The sequence below is a fragment of the Methanoregula sp. genome (assembly GCF_028712425.1).
Taxonomy (GTDB): domain Archaea; phylum Halobacteriota; class Methanomicrobia; order Methanomicrobiales; family Methanospirillaceae; genus Methanoregula.
On sequence record NZ_JAQTQD010000018.1, the window covers coordinates 1 to 16,578 of the forward strand.

The following is a 16,578-nucleotide window of genomic DNA, read 5'->3' on the forward strand; positions in this document are numbered from 1 at the left end:
GGACGATCTTTTATTTGTCTCCTTACTAGTTGAGCACACATCTTGGTATGGAGACAATGTACCTTAGATCTTTTGGTCATTCGCCGTTCTCTTTTCTCTCGTTCAAAGCATTTCTACAGAGCAAAAAATTTCAACGGCATTGAAAAATACTCGTCCTATTAAAAAAAACTACATCGTTTGAAATAAATATGCATCTCTCATTAATTTATGTACAATTATGTCGTATATTAAGGATAAATTTTACAAAATATCTCCCGTCATTTTTGTCGGGTTACTCTTCGCGCTGATCCTTCTCTCCGGATGTACAGATAAATCTGAACCACCGGTAACTCCGGCTTCCACACAGACTTCGGCAGTACCTGTCACAATAGTAACGACCGGTACGCCCGGCGCATCCGTTACAATGAAAATTCCAACAACTACGAATACGCCGAAAAATCCCGCCTGTTCGTCCGGCCAGACTCTCTGCGATGGTTCCTGTGTCGATACACAGAGCGACCGTCAGCACTGCGGGAAATGCGGGAATGTATGCAATGAAAGTGAACCCTGTTCAGAAGGAACATGCCTGTCGTGGACGGGATCCTGGAAAAGGGATGACGGATGGGTATACAAGCTGACACAGACTGGGACATCGGTGAGTGGGACTAATGATTATAATAATGTAATAATATCCGGTTCAACCAGCGGGAATCCCCCGAGACTTATCGGTATCCTGACTTGGCAAAAGAGTGGAAATTCTGACCCACTAACATTGGATATGGCCCCGGATGGGAAATCGTTTTTTGGCGGGATACCTGGAAAAAATATTCTCACGTTTTTCCGGGAACTTGAGTGACCTGTTACTGGGGCACCTTTTTTAAATATTCTCCCGGACTTTTTATCGTGCAACCCAGGAGTAATGATTTTTAAAATCAGCGTAATTGAAAAATATCAACGGGATTAAAATTTTTCAACGGGATTAAAAAAACGTACACCATTTAAAATAAATTTGTATCTCGCATTATTCTCTCAATAAAAATGTCGTCTATTATGAAAAATAAAATACTCCCTGTCATTTTTGTCGGGTTGCTCTTCGCGCTGATCTTTGTCTCTGCGTGTACAGATACATCCCAGCCACCGGTATCCTTGACACCCGGGCAGAGTCCGGACGTGCCGGTGAATCCAAGAACCTCCGAAACTCCCGGTGCATCCGTCACAACAAAAATTCCAGCAATTACGGATACTCCGGGGAATCCATCCTGTCCCTCCGGCCAGACCCTCTGCGACGGATCCTGTGTCGATACGCAGAGCAATAGTCAGCACTGTGGGGCATGCGGGAATGTATGTAATACCAGTGAACCCTGCTCAGAGGGAAAGTGCCTGTCGTGGACGGGATCCTGGGTCGATCAGTTTGGGTGGGAGTATGAGCTGACACAGACCGGGACATTGGTGAACGGCACCGACTCTTATAAGCAGATAATAATATCCGGTTCAACAAGCGGGAATCCTCCGAGACTAACCTGTACTTGGGTACAAGGAAGAGGTAAATCTTCTGACCCCTGTACGTTTGATATGGCCCCCGATGGGAATTCTTTCACTGGCTCATTGCTCGGATGTAATGTCTTCACCACTTATCGGCAACAGGATTGATTTATTACCGGGTGACCTTTTTTTTAATATCTTCTAGGCTTTTTTTATCGTGTAACTCTGGAGTACAGTTTTTTTAAAATCAGCGTAATTGAAAATTATCAACGGGATTAAAAAACACTCGTCATAATAAAAAAATCTGGACCATTTGAAATAAATATACATATATCATTAATTTATGTACAATTATGTCGTATAATGGGGAAAAATTTTACAAAATATCATCCGTCATTTTTGTCGGGTTGCTCTTCGCGTTGGTCCTTGTCACTGCGTGCACAGATACATCCCAGCCACCGGTAACTCCGGCTCTCGTACAGACATCGGCTGCGTCGGTCACAACAGTAACATCCGATGCATCCGTAACAACAAAAATTCCAGCAACTACAAATACACCGGAAAATCCATCATGTCCCTTCGGCCAGATGCTCTGCGATGGGTCCTGTATTGATACGCAGAGCAACAATAAGCATTGCGGGGCATGCGGGCATGTATGCAATGCAAGTGAACCCTGCTCAAACGGAACATGCCTGTCGTGGACGGGAACCTGGGTCCAGGAGGGAGGGTGTATATTCAAACTCACACAGACCGGGACATCGGTGAGCGGGACCGACACGTATAAGATAAATATATCCGGTTCTACAAGCGGGAATCCTCCGAGACTAACCTGTACCTGGGCGATCGAACGTACAGATCCATGGGTTGAACCCTGTACGTTTGATATGGCCCCCGATGGGAAAACGTTTACCGGGGGGTTACACGGATATCAAATCCTCACATATACCCGTGAAGAGGACTGACTTGTAACCGGGGGCGGATTCCTCTATCCTGAAGTTGTGCAACATGAAAAACACAATATCACACATCCTTGCTGTCGGGTTACTCTTCGCACTGATCCTTGTTACTGCGTGCACAGATACATCCCAGTCACCGGTATCACCGCCTCCCGTGCAGACTTCGACAGTACCGGTCACAACAGTAACATCCGGAACTCCTGATGCATCCGTCACAACAATAATTCCAGCCACCACGATTACGGCAGGAAAACCATCATGTCCGTCCGGCCAGATTCTCTGTGACGGGTCATGTATCGATACACAGAGCAACAGTAAACATTGCGGGGCATGCGGGCATGTATGCAATACCAGTGAACCGTGTTCGGAGGGAACGTGCCTGTCATGGGCAGGATCCTGGGCCGAAGAGTCGTCCGGGTGGAAATTTGAGCTGACACAGATCGGGACATCGGTGAACGGCACTGACTATTATAATCAGGAAATTTTTTATGGTTCAACAAGTGGGAATCCCCCAAGACTTACTGGTACCTGGGTGTCACATGGTAAACGTTCTTACCCCTTTACATTCGAAATGTCCCCGGATGGGAAATCGTTCTCTGGCGCATTGCTCGGAATGAATACCCTCACCTATATTCGGCCGGACTAACTCGTTACCGGGGGACCTTATTTTTTTTAAATCTCTCCCGGACTTTTTTATGCAATCCAGAAGTTATGTTTTTCAAAATCAGCGTGATTGAAAATTATCAACGGGATTAAAAAACACCATTCATAATAAAAAAACAACCATCATTCGAAATATATTACTATAATTTAAAGGAATGGTTTGGCAGGAATATCCGCTGTGTGAATGAATCACGAGACTTCGGATATGATGACTGTCAGAAAAAGTGGGACGGGTTCACCAAAGTTTGCACACTCGATGAACCCGCGCCTGCCAAGAGGCAGAAGTGTGATTGTCGTAACAGGATTTATGATTAACTCCTCCTGCCCCGGAAAAAGACAAAATGGAGGTAAAAAATGGAAACCCTTGGAGTCATTGAAGATGTATCGCCCATGGCCAACTGCAATTGTGCAGCTAATTGCAAACCCTGCACCCCAGCACTCCCTTTTTCAAGTATTGAGAATACGAACAAGGCGATCGACTACGTTGACGCATAATATGCGGGTAACTGCCGATCCCTAATCCTAACTATTTTTTGGAGGAAAAACATGGAATTTGAAAGCCTGTCCGGAAACACCTATTATTATGATAATCAAATCGGGATCGCTTTTCCTTCGAACCCCCTCATGAAAAAACTAATTTCAGCAAATCCCCGGCAAATGGAGGAGATTGCTGCAACCGAAAAAAACAAGGAAGATCTTCTCTTTTACTCCCGGTTTTTGGAAAAGCTCAACAGGATCCGTCCGAAACAGGGAGGTGTTAAACCGAGGTCCCCCCTCAAAGCAGATGACATCAGGCCGCTGATAATACGGGAGGGACTGCAACAGATCATCTTAGGGGTAACCGAAAACTGCAACATGAGATGTCGGTATTGTATTTACTCTGAAGCATATTCCCTCTCCCGGAACCGGACAACGAAAAAAATGGATCTCCCCACAGCGAAAATGGCATTGGATTATTATGTATCATTGTTCCTGGAAGGTCTGGAGTACAACCCAACACGGCTGCCGTCAGTGGCGTTCTATGGCGGAGAACCCCTAATGAATTTTGATCTGATAAAAAAATGCGTAAAATATCTCGAAACCACGTATCCTGAACTGGTTTTTCGCTTCTCGTTCACCACGAACGGGACCCTCCTGACCGAGGAAAAAGATGATTTCCTGCTGGAACATGGTTTTTTTGTTAATTTTAGCATTGACGGGCCGGAAGAAGAGCACAACCGGAAACGTGTGTACCCGGGAGACAAAGGCTCGTTTTCCGATGTGATGAAAAATGCGCAACGGTTCATGAAAAAGAAGTCTGACAGATGCGGCGCAATGTGTGTATACGATTATAAGACCAATCCGTTCGACCTCGATGCATTCTTCAGCACCCCTGATGTTCCCCGATTGGGGAATATTACTTTCCCCAATGACAGGAACGGATGCACCTATTACGATCAGTTCTCTCGTGAGGATATCGCAGCGTTCCGAAAAACCATGACTGAGGCATTCTCGTATTATCTTGAAAATGATCCGTATGATGAGAATGCACATGCATTCTTCTACCGGATCTTCGCGGAATCGGCAAGCCGGATCCTCTATTCACCCTCAGTCCTGAATTCCCGTGAGGGGATGGTCTTCCCCTACTCCGGGCCATGTATTCCCGGGAAGAAGATCTTTGTCGATTGCACGGGAAAATTCCATCTGTGCGAACGCGTTAATGAGTACTTCCCGATCGGGAATGTCAGGACCGGGTTGGACTTCGAGAATATTGCCAACCTGATAAACAGGTATAATGAACATCTGGATTCCTGTGGGTCTTGCAGCATCAACAGGGCATGCGTAAAATGTTATACCAGTTTTACCTTGGATGGATTGTTTGAGAACACCTCAACCGTTTGTAAATCTGACGAAAATCAGAAAAAAATTGAATTGTCCCGGGTATTCAGCATCGGGGAGACCTTCCCGGATCTGCTCAACATCAAGGTCAAAGACCATTATACCTGGCTTTCCGGTGAATCTTCGGCATCGGGTGATTAATGATGTACTTCAGGCTGAACCCGGAATGTTATTACATCAAAGGCGCAAAGAATGGCGCGATCTATGATCTCATTGAGGGAAATGTTTATGCCCTTACGTCCGATGAATCAAGGATGATTGAAGCATGTGAGAAGAACGGGGAAGCTGACCCGCAGGATCCCTTCCTCCGGGATTTGAAGCACCGTGTTGTCGGGAACTTTTATCCAACAAAGGTGTTTATCGAAAAGATCCGGCTGGGGTCCCCGATTGCAGAGTACCAGGAAGGAAATCCCCCCGTGATCAGCGTTGCGGTCCTGGAGATCGGGAACGAATGCGACCGGTCCTGCTGGTACTGCGGGCAGTCGGGGATCTCGAGGAGCAGGGGCTGCCTTGGCTGCAATATCTGGGCTGAAGACGGGACCCCGGTAGGTATGGACCGGTGGAAAGAGCTCATCGACGAGCTCAGCCGCCTCCACTGCATGTCGATCCTGGTAAAAGGCGGCGACCTGACACGGGACTGGGAAAAGACCCGGGAAATCCTTGAATATGCAACGGAACATTGTAAAAAAGTAATCCTCATCGGCCACCGGGAACACTTTTCAGAAGACAAACTCGCGTACCTGGAGAATAAGGTAACCCTCATCCTGCAGACCGATGATCTGTCCGGGATCGGGGACCGCCACTCCTATCTGTTTCCCGTGGACTATGCAAAATCACCGGAATTATCCGGAGATCTGCCTAAAAACGTCATGATAGATATGGTCTCCCGGACATTCACGCCCCTGCAACCCGGCTCGCCCCTGAACGCAAAAAAGAAAATTCCCCGTACAAATCTGTTCACGTTCACCCATCACAACCGGCTGCATCCCTGCCTTGCCAACAGCGTTACGATTGCCTGGAACGGGGAAGTCCTGCCCTGCCCCATGATGCGGGACCATTCTCTTGGCAATATCAACAACCGGAAATTATGGACCTTTTTCAGGAATACCGAGGACAGTATCCAGAAGAAATACTGGAACCTGAGCCTTAATGACCTGGATAAATGCAGCGCATGTGAATTCAGGTACAGTTGTTCCGACTGCAGGGCACTTGAAACAGCAAAGACCGGCGATTTGAAGAGAAAAGTGTTGTGCGATTATGATCCCTCAGAAGGAACGTGGCAGCAACCAGCTGCTTAAGGGACTCGTCCAGTCCCATCTTTTTACAATCATTGCGTTGATACTCCTGAGTTTGTTCGGGACCCTCTTCTCTCTTGCCACTCCCCTGATCCTGGGCCGGTTGATTGATTCGGTCCTGATTGGGAAAGACACGTCCCTGCTTGTACCGATCATCCTCGGAATGTCCGGATTATTTCTGTTTTCCGCACTGTCGGGTTATCTTTCAAACATTATCCGGGGCCGGCTGAACCTGGTACTTTTCAAAGAACTTGCACACGATCTTTTCGGGGCGGTCCAGGAGGCCTCGTTATCGGATCTCCAGAATATAAAAACCGGCGACCTGCTCACAAGGACGATCGGGAATACCTATGCGGCAGTCAGTACCGTTTCGTCGATTATCCCCCAGATTGTGGTTACGATAGTTGGTTTTATCCTCCCCTTCACGATAATGTTTTCACTAAATCCGAATCTGGCGGTAATCATATGTTGCCCCATCGTCCTGTTTATCATCTCGTCCGTGTATTACGGAAACAAGGTAAAAACATACCAGCGGGATTCGCTGAATTCCGCTGCCTGTATGAACTCTTTCTTAAAAGAAACGTATTCGATCGTGCCGCTGACAAAAGTGTTTGTACTGGAGCAGTGGGTTTGCGATAAATTTGACGGCTACCTGGAAAAATACACTGCCGCGTCGTTAGATGTTGTCAGGGTATCATCGATGAGTTCTGCGGTGGGCATGGTAATTTACGGCATTCCAACGTTACTGGTCCTTGTATTCGGCAGCATGGAAGTCATCAGCGGATTGATGAGTCTCGGAACATTTACTGCGTTCATGGGATATATCGGTTTGTTCTATTCACCCATCCAGCTGTTGTCGATGTACTGGACAACGTATAAGAGTTCCCAGGCATCATTTGACCGGATAGGCGAGGTTTTCTCGCTGAAAATGGAACTGTGGGGGAAAAATGCCCTTCCCACACCCGTGGAAAACATCGAATTCCATTCTGTCTGCTTTTCCTATGGCCCGAGGGCCGTTCTCAAAGATTTCAGCGCCACCTTTGTACAGGGGAGGAATTATCTTATCGGTGACAACGGCTCCGGAAAATCAACGCTCATCAGATTGTTATGCGGGTTATACCGTCCGGACAAGGGATCGATTATCATCGATGGCCGGGATCTTGCATCCCTGAGCCGGGAATCTCTCCGTAAATCTGTTTCCGTTGTCTTTGCAGACGCCCTGGTTTTTGACGGTACAATCTACGAGAACATTCTCATCGGCAATCTGTCGGCATCCCGTGAAGATGTTGAGCACGCGGCAAAAAAAGCAGAACTTGACGAATTTATCATGAGACTCCCCAAAAAGTATGAAACCGGGGTTGGCGAGTCCGGCCTGAACCTGTCCAGCGGGGAGAAACAGAAAATTGCCCTGGCCCGGGTTATCCTGCGGGATTCGCCGGTAATAATATTCGATGAATTCACGAGGTCCGTAGATATTGAATCAAAAAAATCCATCTTCTCCGTTATCAGGAAAATGAACGATAAAATTATTATCATCATCACGCATGACCCCCAGGAAATTGAAAGTAGCTGCAATATTGTGGAGATCGAAAAGCATAATTTTCTTGCTCCAATCCCGGAAAAATTCCCTGAACATGAACCAGCCGCCGGCATGGTGACGGTATCGACTGGACTATCATAACGATGACTTACGTGGCTGAGTCCTGTTCATAGATTACAGCAAGGACAACTCCTCAGTAAAAGGAATGTAATGAAAATGTCGTTGAACCGATAACGAAACAAGGACCTGATCGATGCAAGGATCGTTTCGACCCGTACTCGCTATACCCCTTTTTACGATGAGATCCGGGACACAGGAAAGCAAAGAGAGAAAAAAATGCAATTGACGGGTAATATCGCCTGCAACCGGTTATTCCCACATCAGAGTTGGGAAGATCATTGGAAAAATTGTCCTGGCCGGGAAACATCCCCTGAAACGCCCGGCACTGACATAATCTGGTAATTCCGATTGACGGAATCATGGGTGTTTGGCTCGTGATCATCGGCCGGGCTCCGGGATCATCCTGGCATCAGCACTGCCCGATACGCTGAATGGAGATCGGCGCTAAAAAAAGTTGTTTGTGTAGTGAATCATGCATGTGGCAGAAAAATCCATTGCGATAACCAAAAAAAATATTCCCACACCATCGCTCTCATCTCCGCTTGTATTTTCTGAACATGTAGTATACGCCACCTCCGACAATCCCGAGGACCAGTAAACCAAATACAGCAATCATCGACTGCTCTTTGATGAGGATATGGAACTCATCGCTCTTCTCAGTCTGGTCGGAAGTAACCTTGACCGTGATTTTGTACTCGCTGGCAACGATGTTTGCAGGAGGAACGACCTTGACGGAAACAATTGATTTCCCCTCTGGCTGGATGCTAGCGATAGTGTTAGGGGTAATCTCCGCCGTCCATCCCTCCGGGGCCACGACATCGATCTTGACGCTGGTCAGCGGCCCGGCATCCCCCCCGTTTACAACCGTGACGGGGAATGTTATAGCATCGCCCTTGTTCACCTCATACCGGTACTTGTCAGCATAGAGGTTCAGGTCGTAGTTCCCTCGGATCTTCACGCTCAGGTTCTGGGCGTAAACCGTCTCGGACGATTCCGCACTGACGGAGAAATTGTAGTCGCCGGTCTGGATGCCGTACGGGGGAATTGCCTCGATATTCAGGGTTTTGTCGTCCCCGGATTTCAGGTAAATGTCGGAGATATCCGATCCATCGGTCCTGCTCTCATGGAACCGGACGTACCATCCCTCAGGAGTTCCGGCCGAGGCAAGCCGGTATGTGTCGTCACTCTTGCCGATATTCCGGATCACCATCACGTAACTGGGATTCTTCCCGATGGAGCTCGTGATTGACGGTGAATTGACGACCAGCTCCGCGGCAAAGAGGGACCGTTCCAGCATGATGGTCCCGGCCTTCGTGGTGATGCCGCCCTTGACGGTCACCTCCTTCTTTTCGAATGCGACATAGCCGACCTTGGAGATCTTCATCGTGTACTCGTCATCCGGAACCAGTGCATTGACGCTGCCGTCCGCCGCGCTCATCAACCGGATTGTTGGGGAGAATACGTTTTTTGGGACCAGTTCGATGATCGCGCCTTTTACTTTTTCACCCTCGGTATCGACGATCTTCATCTCGAGTGTCCCTTTCTCCCCGGCATGAGTCTTCGAAACCTTCGGGTACAGCCAGTACCAGCCATCGCCGATATGCAGCCGGACGGTATAGTCGCCGACCGGGGTATCCGAGCTTGTCTCGATGACGAACGTGATGTTCTTGGACGTATGCTGGTCGATTGCCAGGATAGTGATCTCGTTGGAATCGTCCATGAACTTCATCTTCCAGTCAAGCCGTTTCCCATCGAACGTCTCGTACCAGAGCTTGCGGTAGATCTCCGGCCCGTTGTTCGTTACTCTGAGATCGAACCGTACGGTCTCGCCGGCCTCGATGACTTTACCGGGGACATCGCACTTGATGATCATGTCGCTGTTGGGCGAGGAATCAATTGCAGTAACCGGCTGATTGAAAACAATCATTCCTGTTACCAGCAGGAAAAAAATCAGCCGGATCCTGAGGGGGATTCTCTGTGGGGAATTATCCGGAATCAACAGCCTCACCGGATATCCATTCTCATGAACCTGACATACGCAAGCCCGAAGAATACTGCCGGCATGACCAGCAGGGCTGTGAGATTTCCGGTAAGCATGGCGATGATGCTGTAAACGTCAAAGTCAACGATTTTTCTGGATTTATACGTGACAAGGATCGTCCTATCGTCATCGTTCATACCTCCGGATGTCCCTGCCCCCGTCAGACCGTAGAGTGTCTCGCTCATCGCGGTCGGATTGGTCATGAATGCGGAGATCCTTGCATAATTATTCGTCGGAGAGAGCAGTACCTGGTTATTGACCCACCAGGTAATACTCTCTTTATACGCCATGTTCTGTTCACCGTATCTCTCCAATGCATCCCGGTTCTCTTTCTGGATCCGTTCGATTTCTGCAGCATGGTCTGAGGGATTCGCTGTGTTCTCCGCAGGGTAGGCGGTCATCTCCGGCATTTCCGGTGCCGGGCCGAGGACCTTCTCCATCACGAGAGGCGACATGATCAGCGCGGGAATAAATGTCCCGAGCATGACATAGGTGATCAGGGTGTATACGAGCGACTGTCCGCTCTCTTCACACAGGGTCGACATCAGGATGGCAATGGCAAAGAAGCTGAAGATGAGCAGGAATGTCGCAGCATAAAAGACCAGGATCGGGAGCATCTCAGATAGTGTCGGCACGATCCCGAAGAGAAGCAGGATTGCAAGCGACACCGCCATGGTACATCCAAGGGCGAGGATGATCGCTGCAATGCCGCCAAGGGTCTTGCCGTTGATCACCTGGTCCCGGTACACCGGGTGCGCCAGGAGGATCTTCAGCGACTTCCTCTCCTTCTCCTTGGTGATGAGATCAAATCCCATGGCAATGCCAAGGATCCCCCCGATCAGCTTAAATGTCAGACCTATCTGGTAAAAAACAAGGAGCACGGACGGCTTTTGTTTCATATAAAGGTCAACCGGTGATACCGACCCGCCGGATCCGGAAACGGACTGTTGCAGGCTGTTGTAACTTGATACTGACGTATGATAATCGGAAACACCGTTGAGGATCCCGATAACCGACACAACAAGGAGGATCCCGAAGATGAGCAGGAACTTCCGGCTGATCAGCTGATCGAAGAACTCCTTTCTAGCAATGGCAATAACAGAATAACCCATCATTTTTCATCCCGCCCCTGCGATCTTGTTCCTCCGGCTTCCCGCCGCTTATCAGAAGGCCTGCGTGTTTTTTTGTTATTTGTGTAAAAGTTTCCGTCATTCACGTATCCCCTACCGGATATCCATTCTCATGAACCGGACATATGCAAGCCCGAAGAACACTGAGGGCAGGATACAAAGCGCGATAATGTTGCCGGTAATCATGGAAAGAATACCGGAAAAATCAAAGTCCAGGTCTGGCATGTAAAAGGTATCAACCGTCAGTGCATCTCCCTTGCTGTCAATCGTTTGTACCTGGGTCTCAACGTGGGTGAAGTAGACCACATAGCGGATCATTGTCGGATCAGTGAGACATGTTACGATCTTTTCGTAGTTCTTGACTGGCGAGAAGAAGTACTGGAAGTCCCTCATGCTCATCTGCCGGTCCCCGTATGCCCGGGTCTGCTCCTTGAAGCGGCTCCATGCCTCACGGCTCTGTTCTTCTGTCAGGTCATTCTTCTGGGACCCGGTGCCGCTCTTCTGCAGCGATGTCAAAACCTGGTCGCTCAGGGCCTGGGGCATCTCGGGTGCAGGGCCGATGACCTTTTCCATTATGAAGGGGGTACTGAGCACGGTGGGGATCAGGAACCCGAGGACAATGAAGATCACGAGCGAAAAGATCAGTGCCCTTCCACTCTCCTCGCACGCTGTTGACATCATGAGGGAGATGGCAAAACAGGTGAAGATGTAGAGGAAGGTGACGGCCGAGAAGATGAGGATATACATGAGTTCGAGTCCATCGGGGACAAGACCAGAAATAAGCAGGAGGGCAAGTGACAGTACCATTACCGCCGCAAGAGCGATAGCGATGGCAGAAATACCTCCAAGAGCTTTGCCGTTTATCACTTCGTCCCGGTACGCCGGGTGTGCGAGGAGGAGTTTTAACGACTTGCTCTCCTTCTCTCTGGTGACGAGATCAAATCCCATGGCGATCCCGAGGATACCCCCGATCATCACAAAGAGCGTCCCCATCTTGTTAAAGACCAGGAGTACCGAGGGTTTTAATGTCAGGTACTCCGGGAGCTTGGATTCTCCCGGGGGAGAAGCGGAAATTATACTCCGGAAGCTGTCGTAATCTTTTACTTCTGCATGGTAGTCCGCGATTCCGTTGAGAATCCCAACACATGCAACGACGAGCAGGATTCCCAGGAGAAGGAGAAACTTCCTGCTGCGGACATGATCAACAAACTCCTTCTTTGCTATAATAATAACTCCGGGCTCAGCCATTATGCGGAACTCCTGTATTGTCATAGTAAGAAAGGAACATATCCTCGAGCGAGGCACCTTCCCGGTGAATCCCATGCAACCGGACCCCCGCCTTCGTGCAGGCATCAATGACAGCGTCGCTGATATCTGAGTGTGTAATAATGGTTGCAGTCTTCCTGTCATCAGTATACGTTGCAGAAACAAGGTCTGCGTGAGTAAACTCCGGCATCGGGTCGCGGGTCTCAACAGTGATAGTGATCCCGGCATCATCACCGACATGCAGTTCCCGGCTCAGGTCCTCCCATTTCCCCTTCGCAATCAGCCGTCCTTTCGAGAGGAGCCCGATCGACGTGCAGACCCGGCTCACTTCCGAAAGGATATGCGATGAGACAAACACGGTCTTTCCCTCCTTTGCAACACCGGCAATGATCCGACGGTAATCGGCAACACCCTGGGGATCGAGGTTAGCTGTCGGTTCGTCAAGGATGATGACGGATGGATCATTCAGGAGCGCATTTGCAATCCCAAGCCGCTGCCGCATCCCTTTGGAATACCCGCTGACATTTTTCGTTACCCCGTCAAGGCCCACGAGCGACAGGAGATCGGCGATCCGTTTCTGGTATTGCGCCCGCTCCATCCGGAACAGTCTCGCGAAATAAACGAGATTCTCTTCCGCTGTGAGGGAGGGATAGAATCCTACGTCTTCGGGCATGTAGCCGATGTGCTGCTTAACCGTGATCGGGTTTCTTGCCACTTCAACACCATCGATCAGGCAGCATCCACCGGTTGGTTCAATGAGCCCGATCAGCATCAGGATCGTCGTGCTCTTCCCGGCGCCATTTGGGCCAAGGAGCCCGAATACCTCGCCGGATTGGATCTCAGCAGTAAGATCGTTCACTGCCAGAACCCCGTCATACTCTTTTGACAAGTGATCAAACTGGATCATGTTCATCCTCTCGGAAATCTCTTTTTTGCCAGGGGATTATTACCGTGTCCCCAATAACTATCCGGGTTGTTTACCGGCACCGGGACGGCAAATCCCGATATTGGAAATAGCGGGCCGGCAACTCGGGTATAATTGGAGTTCCCCCTCATGTGTAAATGTATTGATATTTACAATATAAAATGTTTGGGAGTAGGATCCAGGTATATTCCAATCCCTTGTGTAAAATGTTTTCATGTGCAGGATCCTCTCAAACATTGTAGAAAATTTTCATTCGGACGATAATTTGAAGAAATAATCCCTTATGAAAAAGATCTGAAATTTTTTTATCGAAGTTACTCAACATTCACGATTCTCCTCAGTACTGCCCGTCTTTTTTAACCGGATGGGAGCGTTTAAAGAAGTAGGAGAAAACATCCTCGCCCCATTTTACCGCCATGGGATCTATACTGACGAGATCTCGTTTTGAATCAAATAATCCGGTTTTTGTGAATAGTTCCATACAGAGATTTTTTTCTGTTACAATAGTGGAAAATCTCATGTCATCCTCATATACTGAAAGATGCGCATTTTCGTATTGTAGCCCCTCAAGAAAGAGATCATAATATTCTTTCCGGATTTTGGCGAATGCGTTTTTCGACAGAATAATCCTTACTTTTCTCCCGTCTTGTGCAAGAGACCGGAAGAGTTCCGGGTATACCGGATGGACTACCGGGGATATACCCGACACTTTTTTTGACTTCATGATCATGTCAAGGGACTGTGCATGCGGTTCCAGGCTCTCTTCAGTCCCGGCCTCGTTAATCTGGGCCTTTTTTAATTCACCCAGCCGAAAGAAAAATTCCTTGGGTAATGCCCGGATATCATGTTCCTGCCAGTACTTTTTCTGCTGACCGATTACCCTCAGGGTCCTGTCGAATTGTTCCAGGTGAAATGCAACAATCTGCCCAGAATCAGTAAGCCGGAATTGTCGTCCCTCTTTAACGACCAGATCCTCTCTCTCAAGGATCTTTATCTGGGGAAGCATCCCGGATGCCTTGACATTCAGCGTGTCTTTAATTTCCTCCCAGAGTCGGGGACCATTGAGTAAAAGGATAAGAAGATTTTTCCGTTTTTCAGACGTGGTAACCGTTGCGAGAAGATTTGAAATAGAACCACCTCGGTTTTTTTATTATCATGGGCATTGTGGTGTGTTGTATACGTCCATGCAGCTCGGAGAGAAGAGGTTTTATGTGGATGTTGTGTCGGCCTCTCTCCAGACTGAATGGCAGGACAAGTGAATATTGTCCACAGGTGTCCATTTGATGGGGTATTTAAAACGGTTTATCGTTCAAAACTGAAACTATTCATCGTAACCGGGAATTTACCCTCATTATACAATGATAATCCCCGGACTGTCACTATCCAACCTGACAGTTATGATTTTCCCATGAATCCAGACATGATGCCGAACAGCCACAAGAAATGAAAATTTCAGGACATTTTCCTATTAAATTGACCTCTTCCGGAATTGATGATGGGGATTGAGACCCCCATACCCCCTGATAAGTTGCCGGTTTTCATGGTTTGGGTGTGAACTCCCGTTCATGTATGTTTCTTCGGGATAACGATCCGGGAAGTAACTGTGATTGTGATACCATGTCCTCCCCGGACCGGCGAATACCAGATGATACCCGCGTCTCCATGGTATTACATCGTGCCATAAATGTTCTCTCGTTCAAAACTCAGTCTTTCCATGATAGTTCAACTTTTGAACGAGAACGAGTATTAAATCGAGATTCAGATGCTTTCCCGTGATACCATGAAGGTTCACTTGTTAGCACTATTGTTGGTGATCGGTGCAGCAGTGGCTGTACCGGCAGTATCGGCAAAGATTGTTGAAGAAAAAGACGGGTACATCGTTATGACGGGACCGGATACATTGAACGTGGATTCATTGAACCTGCGGGATATGTCCCTTCGCAGTTCATCATCTATTTCCCAGGGCCAGTCCCAGTGGTACGCGACATCAGTATCTTCGGGAAATACTGCGTTTTATTCTGGTCTGAATTGGGGGAATCCTTCGAATTCACTTACTCTTACAATCTATGCTCCGGATTCCCTGTTTGGTCCCTATTATGATGATGTCGATGGTGTCATTGATGGCTGGATCAATGTACAGATAACACGAACCGGTGGTCTTACTTCCGGCACATGGAGATCTAATGTCTATGGGCATTCTGTGACCGGTTCACAAAGCTACACTTACTCGGCATATGCAGTGTAAACCGAAACCTTTTTTTTATCGTATAGAAAATTTTCACATATGCATAAATCAATTAAAATCATTTTTGTTTTAATCTTATTACTGTATTCTCTATCGGCAATCGCATTACCGGCCAGTGCAGTTTCCAATGGATACAGCGTAAAAACGGTGGCTCCTGAGGTAATCACCGATACACACCCAAATATGGCCGTCCCGATAGATGCCTCGGAAGTCCCGCCCCTGATCCTCCTCATGGCTCTCGCACTGTCTGTCACTCCTGTTGTTGCATTCCCGTTCGAATTGTTCTTGTTTTTTAAGATGTTTTCTTACCTGGGATACTGGAAAATCTCAAAAAGCAGGGTTTTTGATAATGCTGCCCGGCGTCTTATCTACTCGTGCATACAGGACAATCCGGGTATTAATTTTAATGCCATTGTCCAGATGACGGGGATCAAATCCGGTACTCTCCAGTACCATCTTTTCATTCTTCAGACAAGGGAGAAAATTTCAGTCTTCACGAGGAAAGGACACTCCCGGTATTTTGAAAATTCCGGACATTTTTCCGACCGGGAAAAAACCCTCCTGTCCTTTATCCGGAACGATACAGACAACCGAATTCTCACCCTGTTGCTGATAAATCCTGACATCAGCTGGAAGGATCTCAGGGACTCACTCGGAAAACCCGGTTCCATGATCACGTGGTACATCAACCGGATGCGGGATGCCGGAATTATTTGTCTTAAAAAAACCGGGAAACATGTCCGGTACGAGATCGATCCGGAGATGCGGCAATACCTGAAACGTTATCTTGTCTGTCATGAGAATATCCTATCAGAAATTCAGTAGTGACCGGTTATTCAACTGATAATCAAACACCCGAGTGCACGGAAAACTTATCTTAAATCTGGTGAAATGGGTGTTATGCCCCGCCTCTGTGAAACAACAATAACCTGCCAAAATCCCGACTGTTAACAGTATCACATTGAAAGCAGGAAAGACTTACTAAAAAACGGGCGGAATTGTGCGGGAAATCAACAGTATTTGTGCGAGCATTGCGGGAAATATTTCATCGAAACAAA

Annotated in this window: 14 protein-coding genes; 6 read left to right on the top strand and 8 right to left on the bottom strand. The window is 48.0% G+C overall.

Annotated features, from left to right (window positions below):
* The first annotated feature begins 217 nt into the window (after window positions 1–217).
* Entirely contained in the window at window positions 218–835 is a 618-nt protein-coding gene (locus PHF39_RS10050; protein WP_300223558.1) for a Stigma-specific protein, Stig1, read from the top strand.
* A gap of 142 nt (window positions 836–977) precedes the next feature.
* On the opposite strand, the gene PHF39_RS10055 is transcribed toward PHF39_RS10050, so the two are convergent.
* Together PHF39_RS10055 and PHF39_RS10060 are read right to left on the bottom strand one after the other, a co-directional pair.
* Complete coding sequence (locus PHF39_RS10055) at window positions 978–1,292, bottom strand: hypothetical protein (RefSeq protein ID WP_300223560.1); 315 nt, start codon at window positions 1,290–1,292, stop codon at window positions 978–980.
* A gap of 1,086 nt (window positions 1,293–2,378) precedes the next feature.
* Entirely contained in the window at window positions 2,379–2,654 is a 276-nt protein-coding gene (locus tag PHF39_RS10060; RefSeq protein WP_300223562.1) for a hypothetical protein, read from the bottom strand.
* A gap of 1,083 nt (window positions 2,655–3,737) precedes the next feature.
* Here PHF39_RS10060 and PHF39_RS10065 point away from each other — a divergent pair.
* The 3 genes from PHF39_RS10065 to PHF39_RS10075 are packed head-to-tail and all read left to right on the top strand — an operon-like array spanning window position 3,738 to window position 7,934.
* Window positions 3,738–5,099 carry a radical SAM protein gene (locus tag PHF39_RS10065; RefSeq protein ID WP_300223644.1) on the top strand — a complete coding sequence of 454 codons (1,362 nt, stop codon included), beginning with the start codon at window positions 3,738–3,740 and terminating at the stop codon, window positions 5,097–5,099.
* Window positions 5,099–6,256 carry an SPASM domain-containing protein gene (locus PHF39_RS10070; protein WP_300223564.1) on the top strand — a complete coding sequence of 386 codons (1,158 nt, stop codon included), beginning with the start codon at window positions 5,099–5,101 and terminating at the stop codon, window positions 6,254–6,256. The genes PHF39_RS10065 and PHF39_RS10070 overlap by 1 nt, the downstream gene beginning before the upstream one ends.
* Window positions 6,216–7,934, top strand: a complete 1,719-nt coding sequence (locus PHF39_RS10075; protein ID WP_300223566.1) for an ABC transporter ATP-binding protein — start codon at window positions 6,216–6,218, stop codon at window positions 7,932–7,934. The genes PHF39_RS10070 and PHF39_RS10075 overlap by 41 nt, the downstream gene beginning before the upstream one ends.
* Window positions 7,935–8,445: 511 nt before the next feature.
* Here the strand turns inward: PHF39_RS10075 and PHF39_RS10080 are convergent.
* The 5 genes from PHF39_RS10080 to PHF39_RS10100 all read right to left on the bottom strand — a co-directional run bounded on the left by PHF39_RS10080 (window position 8,446) and on the right by PHF39_RS10100 (window position 14,281).
* Complete coding sequence (locus PHF39_RS10080) at window positions 8,446–9,840, bottom strand: NEW3 domain-containing protein (RefSeq protein ID WP_300223568.1); 1,395 nt, start codon at window positions 9,838–9,840, stop codon at window positions 8,446–8,448.
* A 77-nt stretch (window positions 9,841–9,917) separates the two neighbouring features.
* Complete coding sequence (locus PHF39_RS10085) at window positions 9,918–11,069, bottom strand: ABC transporter permease subunit (RefSeq protein WP_300223570.1); 1,152 nt, start codon at window positions 11,067–11,069, stop codon at window positions 9,918–9,920.
* Between the two features lie 108 nt (window positions 11,070–11,177).
* Window positions 11,178–12,332 (bottom strand): ABC transporter permease subunit, encoded by a 1,155-nt coding sequence (locus PHF39_RS10090; protein WP_300223572.1) that lies wholly within the window; start codon window positions 12,330–12,332, stop codon window positions 11,178–11,180.
* Window positions 12,325–13,257, bottom strand: coding sequence for an ABC transporter ATP-binding protein (locus tag PHF39_RS10095; RefSeq protein ID WP_300223574.1), 933 nt, complete (start codon window positions 13,255–13,257; stop codon window positions 12,325–12,327). The genes PHF39_RS10090 and PHF39_RS10095 overlap by 8 nt, the downstream gene beginning before the upstream one ends.
* Before the next feature lie 355 nt (window positions 13,258–13,612).
* The gene (locus PHF39_RS10100; protein WP_300223575.1) at window positions 13,613–14,281 is read right to left on the bottom strand and encodes a winged helix-turn-helix domain-containing protein; all 669 of its coding nucleotides are present in this window, start codon (window positions 14,279–14,281) and stop codon (window positions 13,613–13,615) included.
* Window positions 14,282–15,055: 774 nt separating this feature from the next.
* Between PHF39_RS10100 and PHF39_RS10105 the strand changes: the two genes are divergently transcribed.
* Window positions 15,056–15,520: a peptidase domain-containing protein gene (locus PHF39_RS10105; RefSeq protein WP_300223577.1), complete on the top strand. Its 465-nt coding sequence runs from the start codon at window positions 15,056–15,058 to the stop codon at window positions 15,518–15,520.
* Here PHF39_RS10105 and PHF39_RS10110 read toward each other — a convergent pair.
* A complete protein-coding gene (locus PHF39_RS10110) occupies window positions 15,499–15,774 on the bottom strand; it encodes a hypothetical protein (RefSeq protein WP_300223650.1) in 276 nt (91 codons plus the stop codon). The genes PHF39_RS10105 and PHF39_RS10110 overlap by 22 nt on opposite strands.
* Window positions 15,775–15,817: 43 nt before the next feature.
* Here PHF39_RS10110 and PHF39_RS10115 point away from each other — a divergent pair, with 43 nt between their 5' ends.
* On the top strand, window positions 15,818–16,345 hold the full coding sequence (locus PHF39_RS10115; protein WP_300223646.1) for a winged helix-turn-helix transcriptional regulator: 528 nt from the start codon (window positions 15,818–15,820) through the stop codon (window positions 16,343–16,345).
* The last annotated feature ends 233 nt before the right edge of the window (window positions 16,346–16,578 follow it).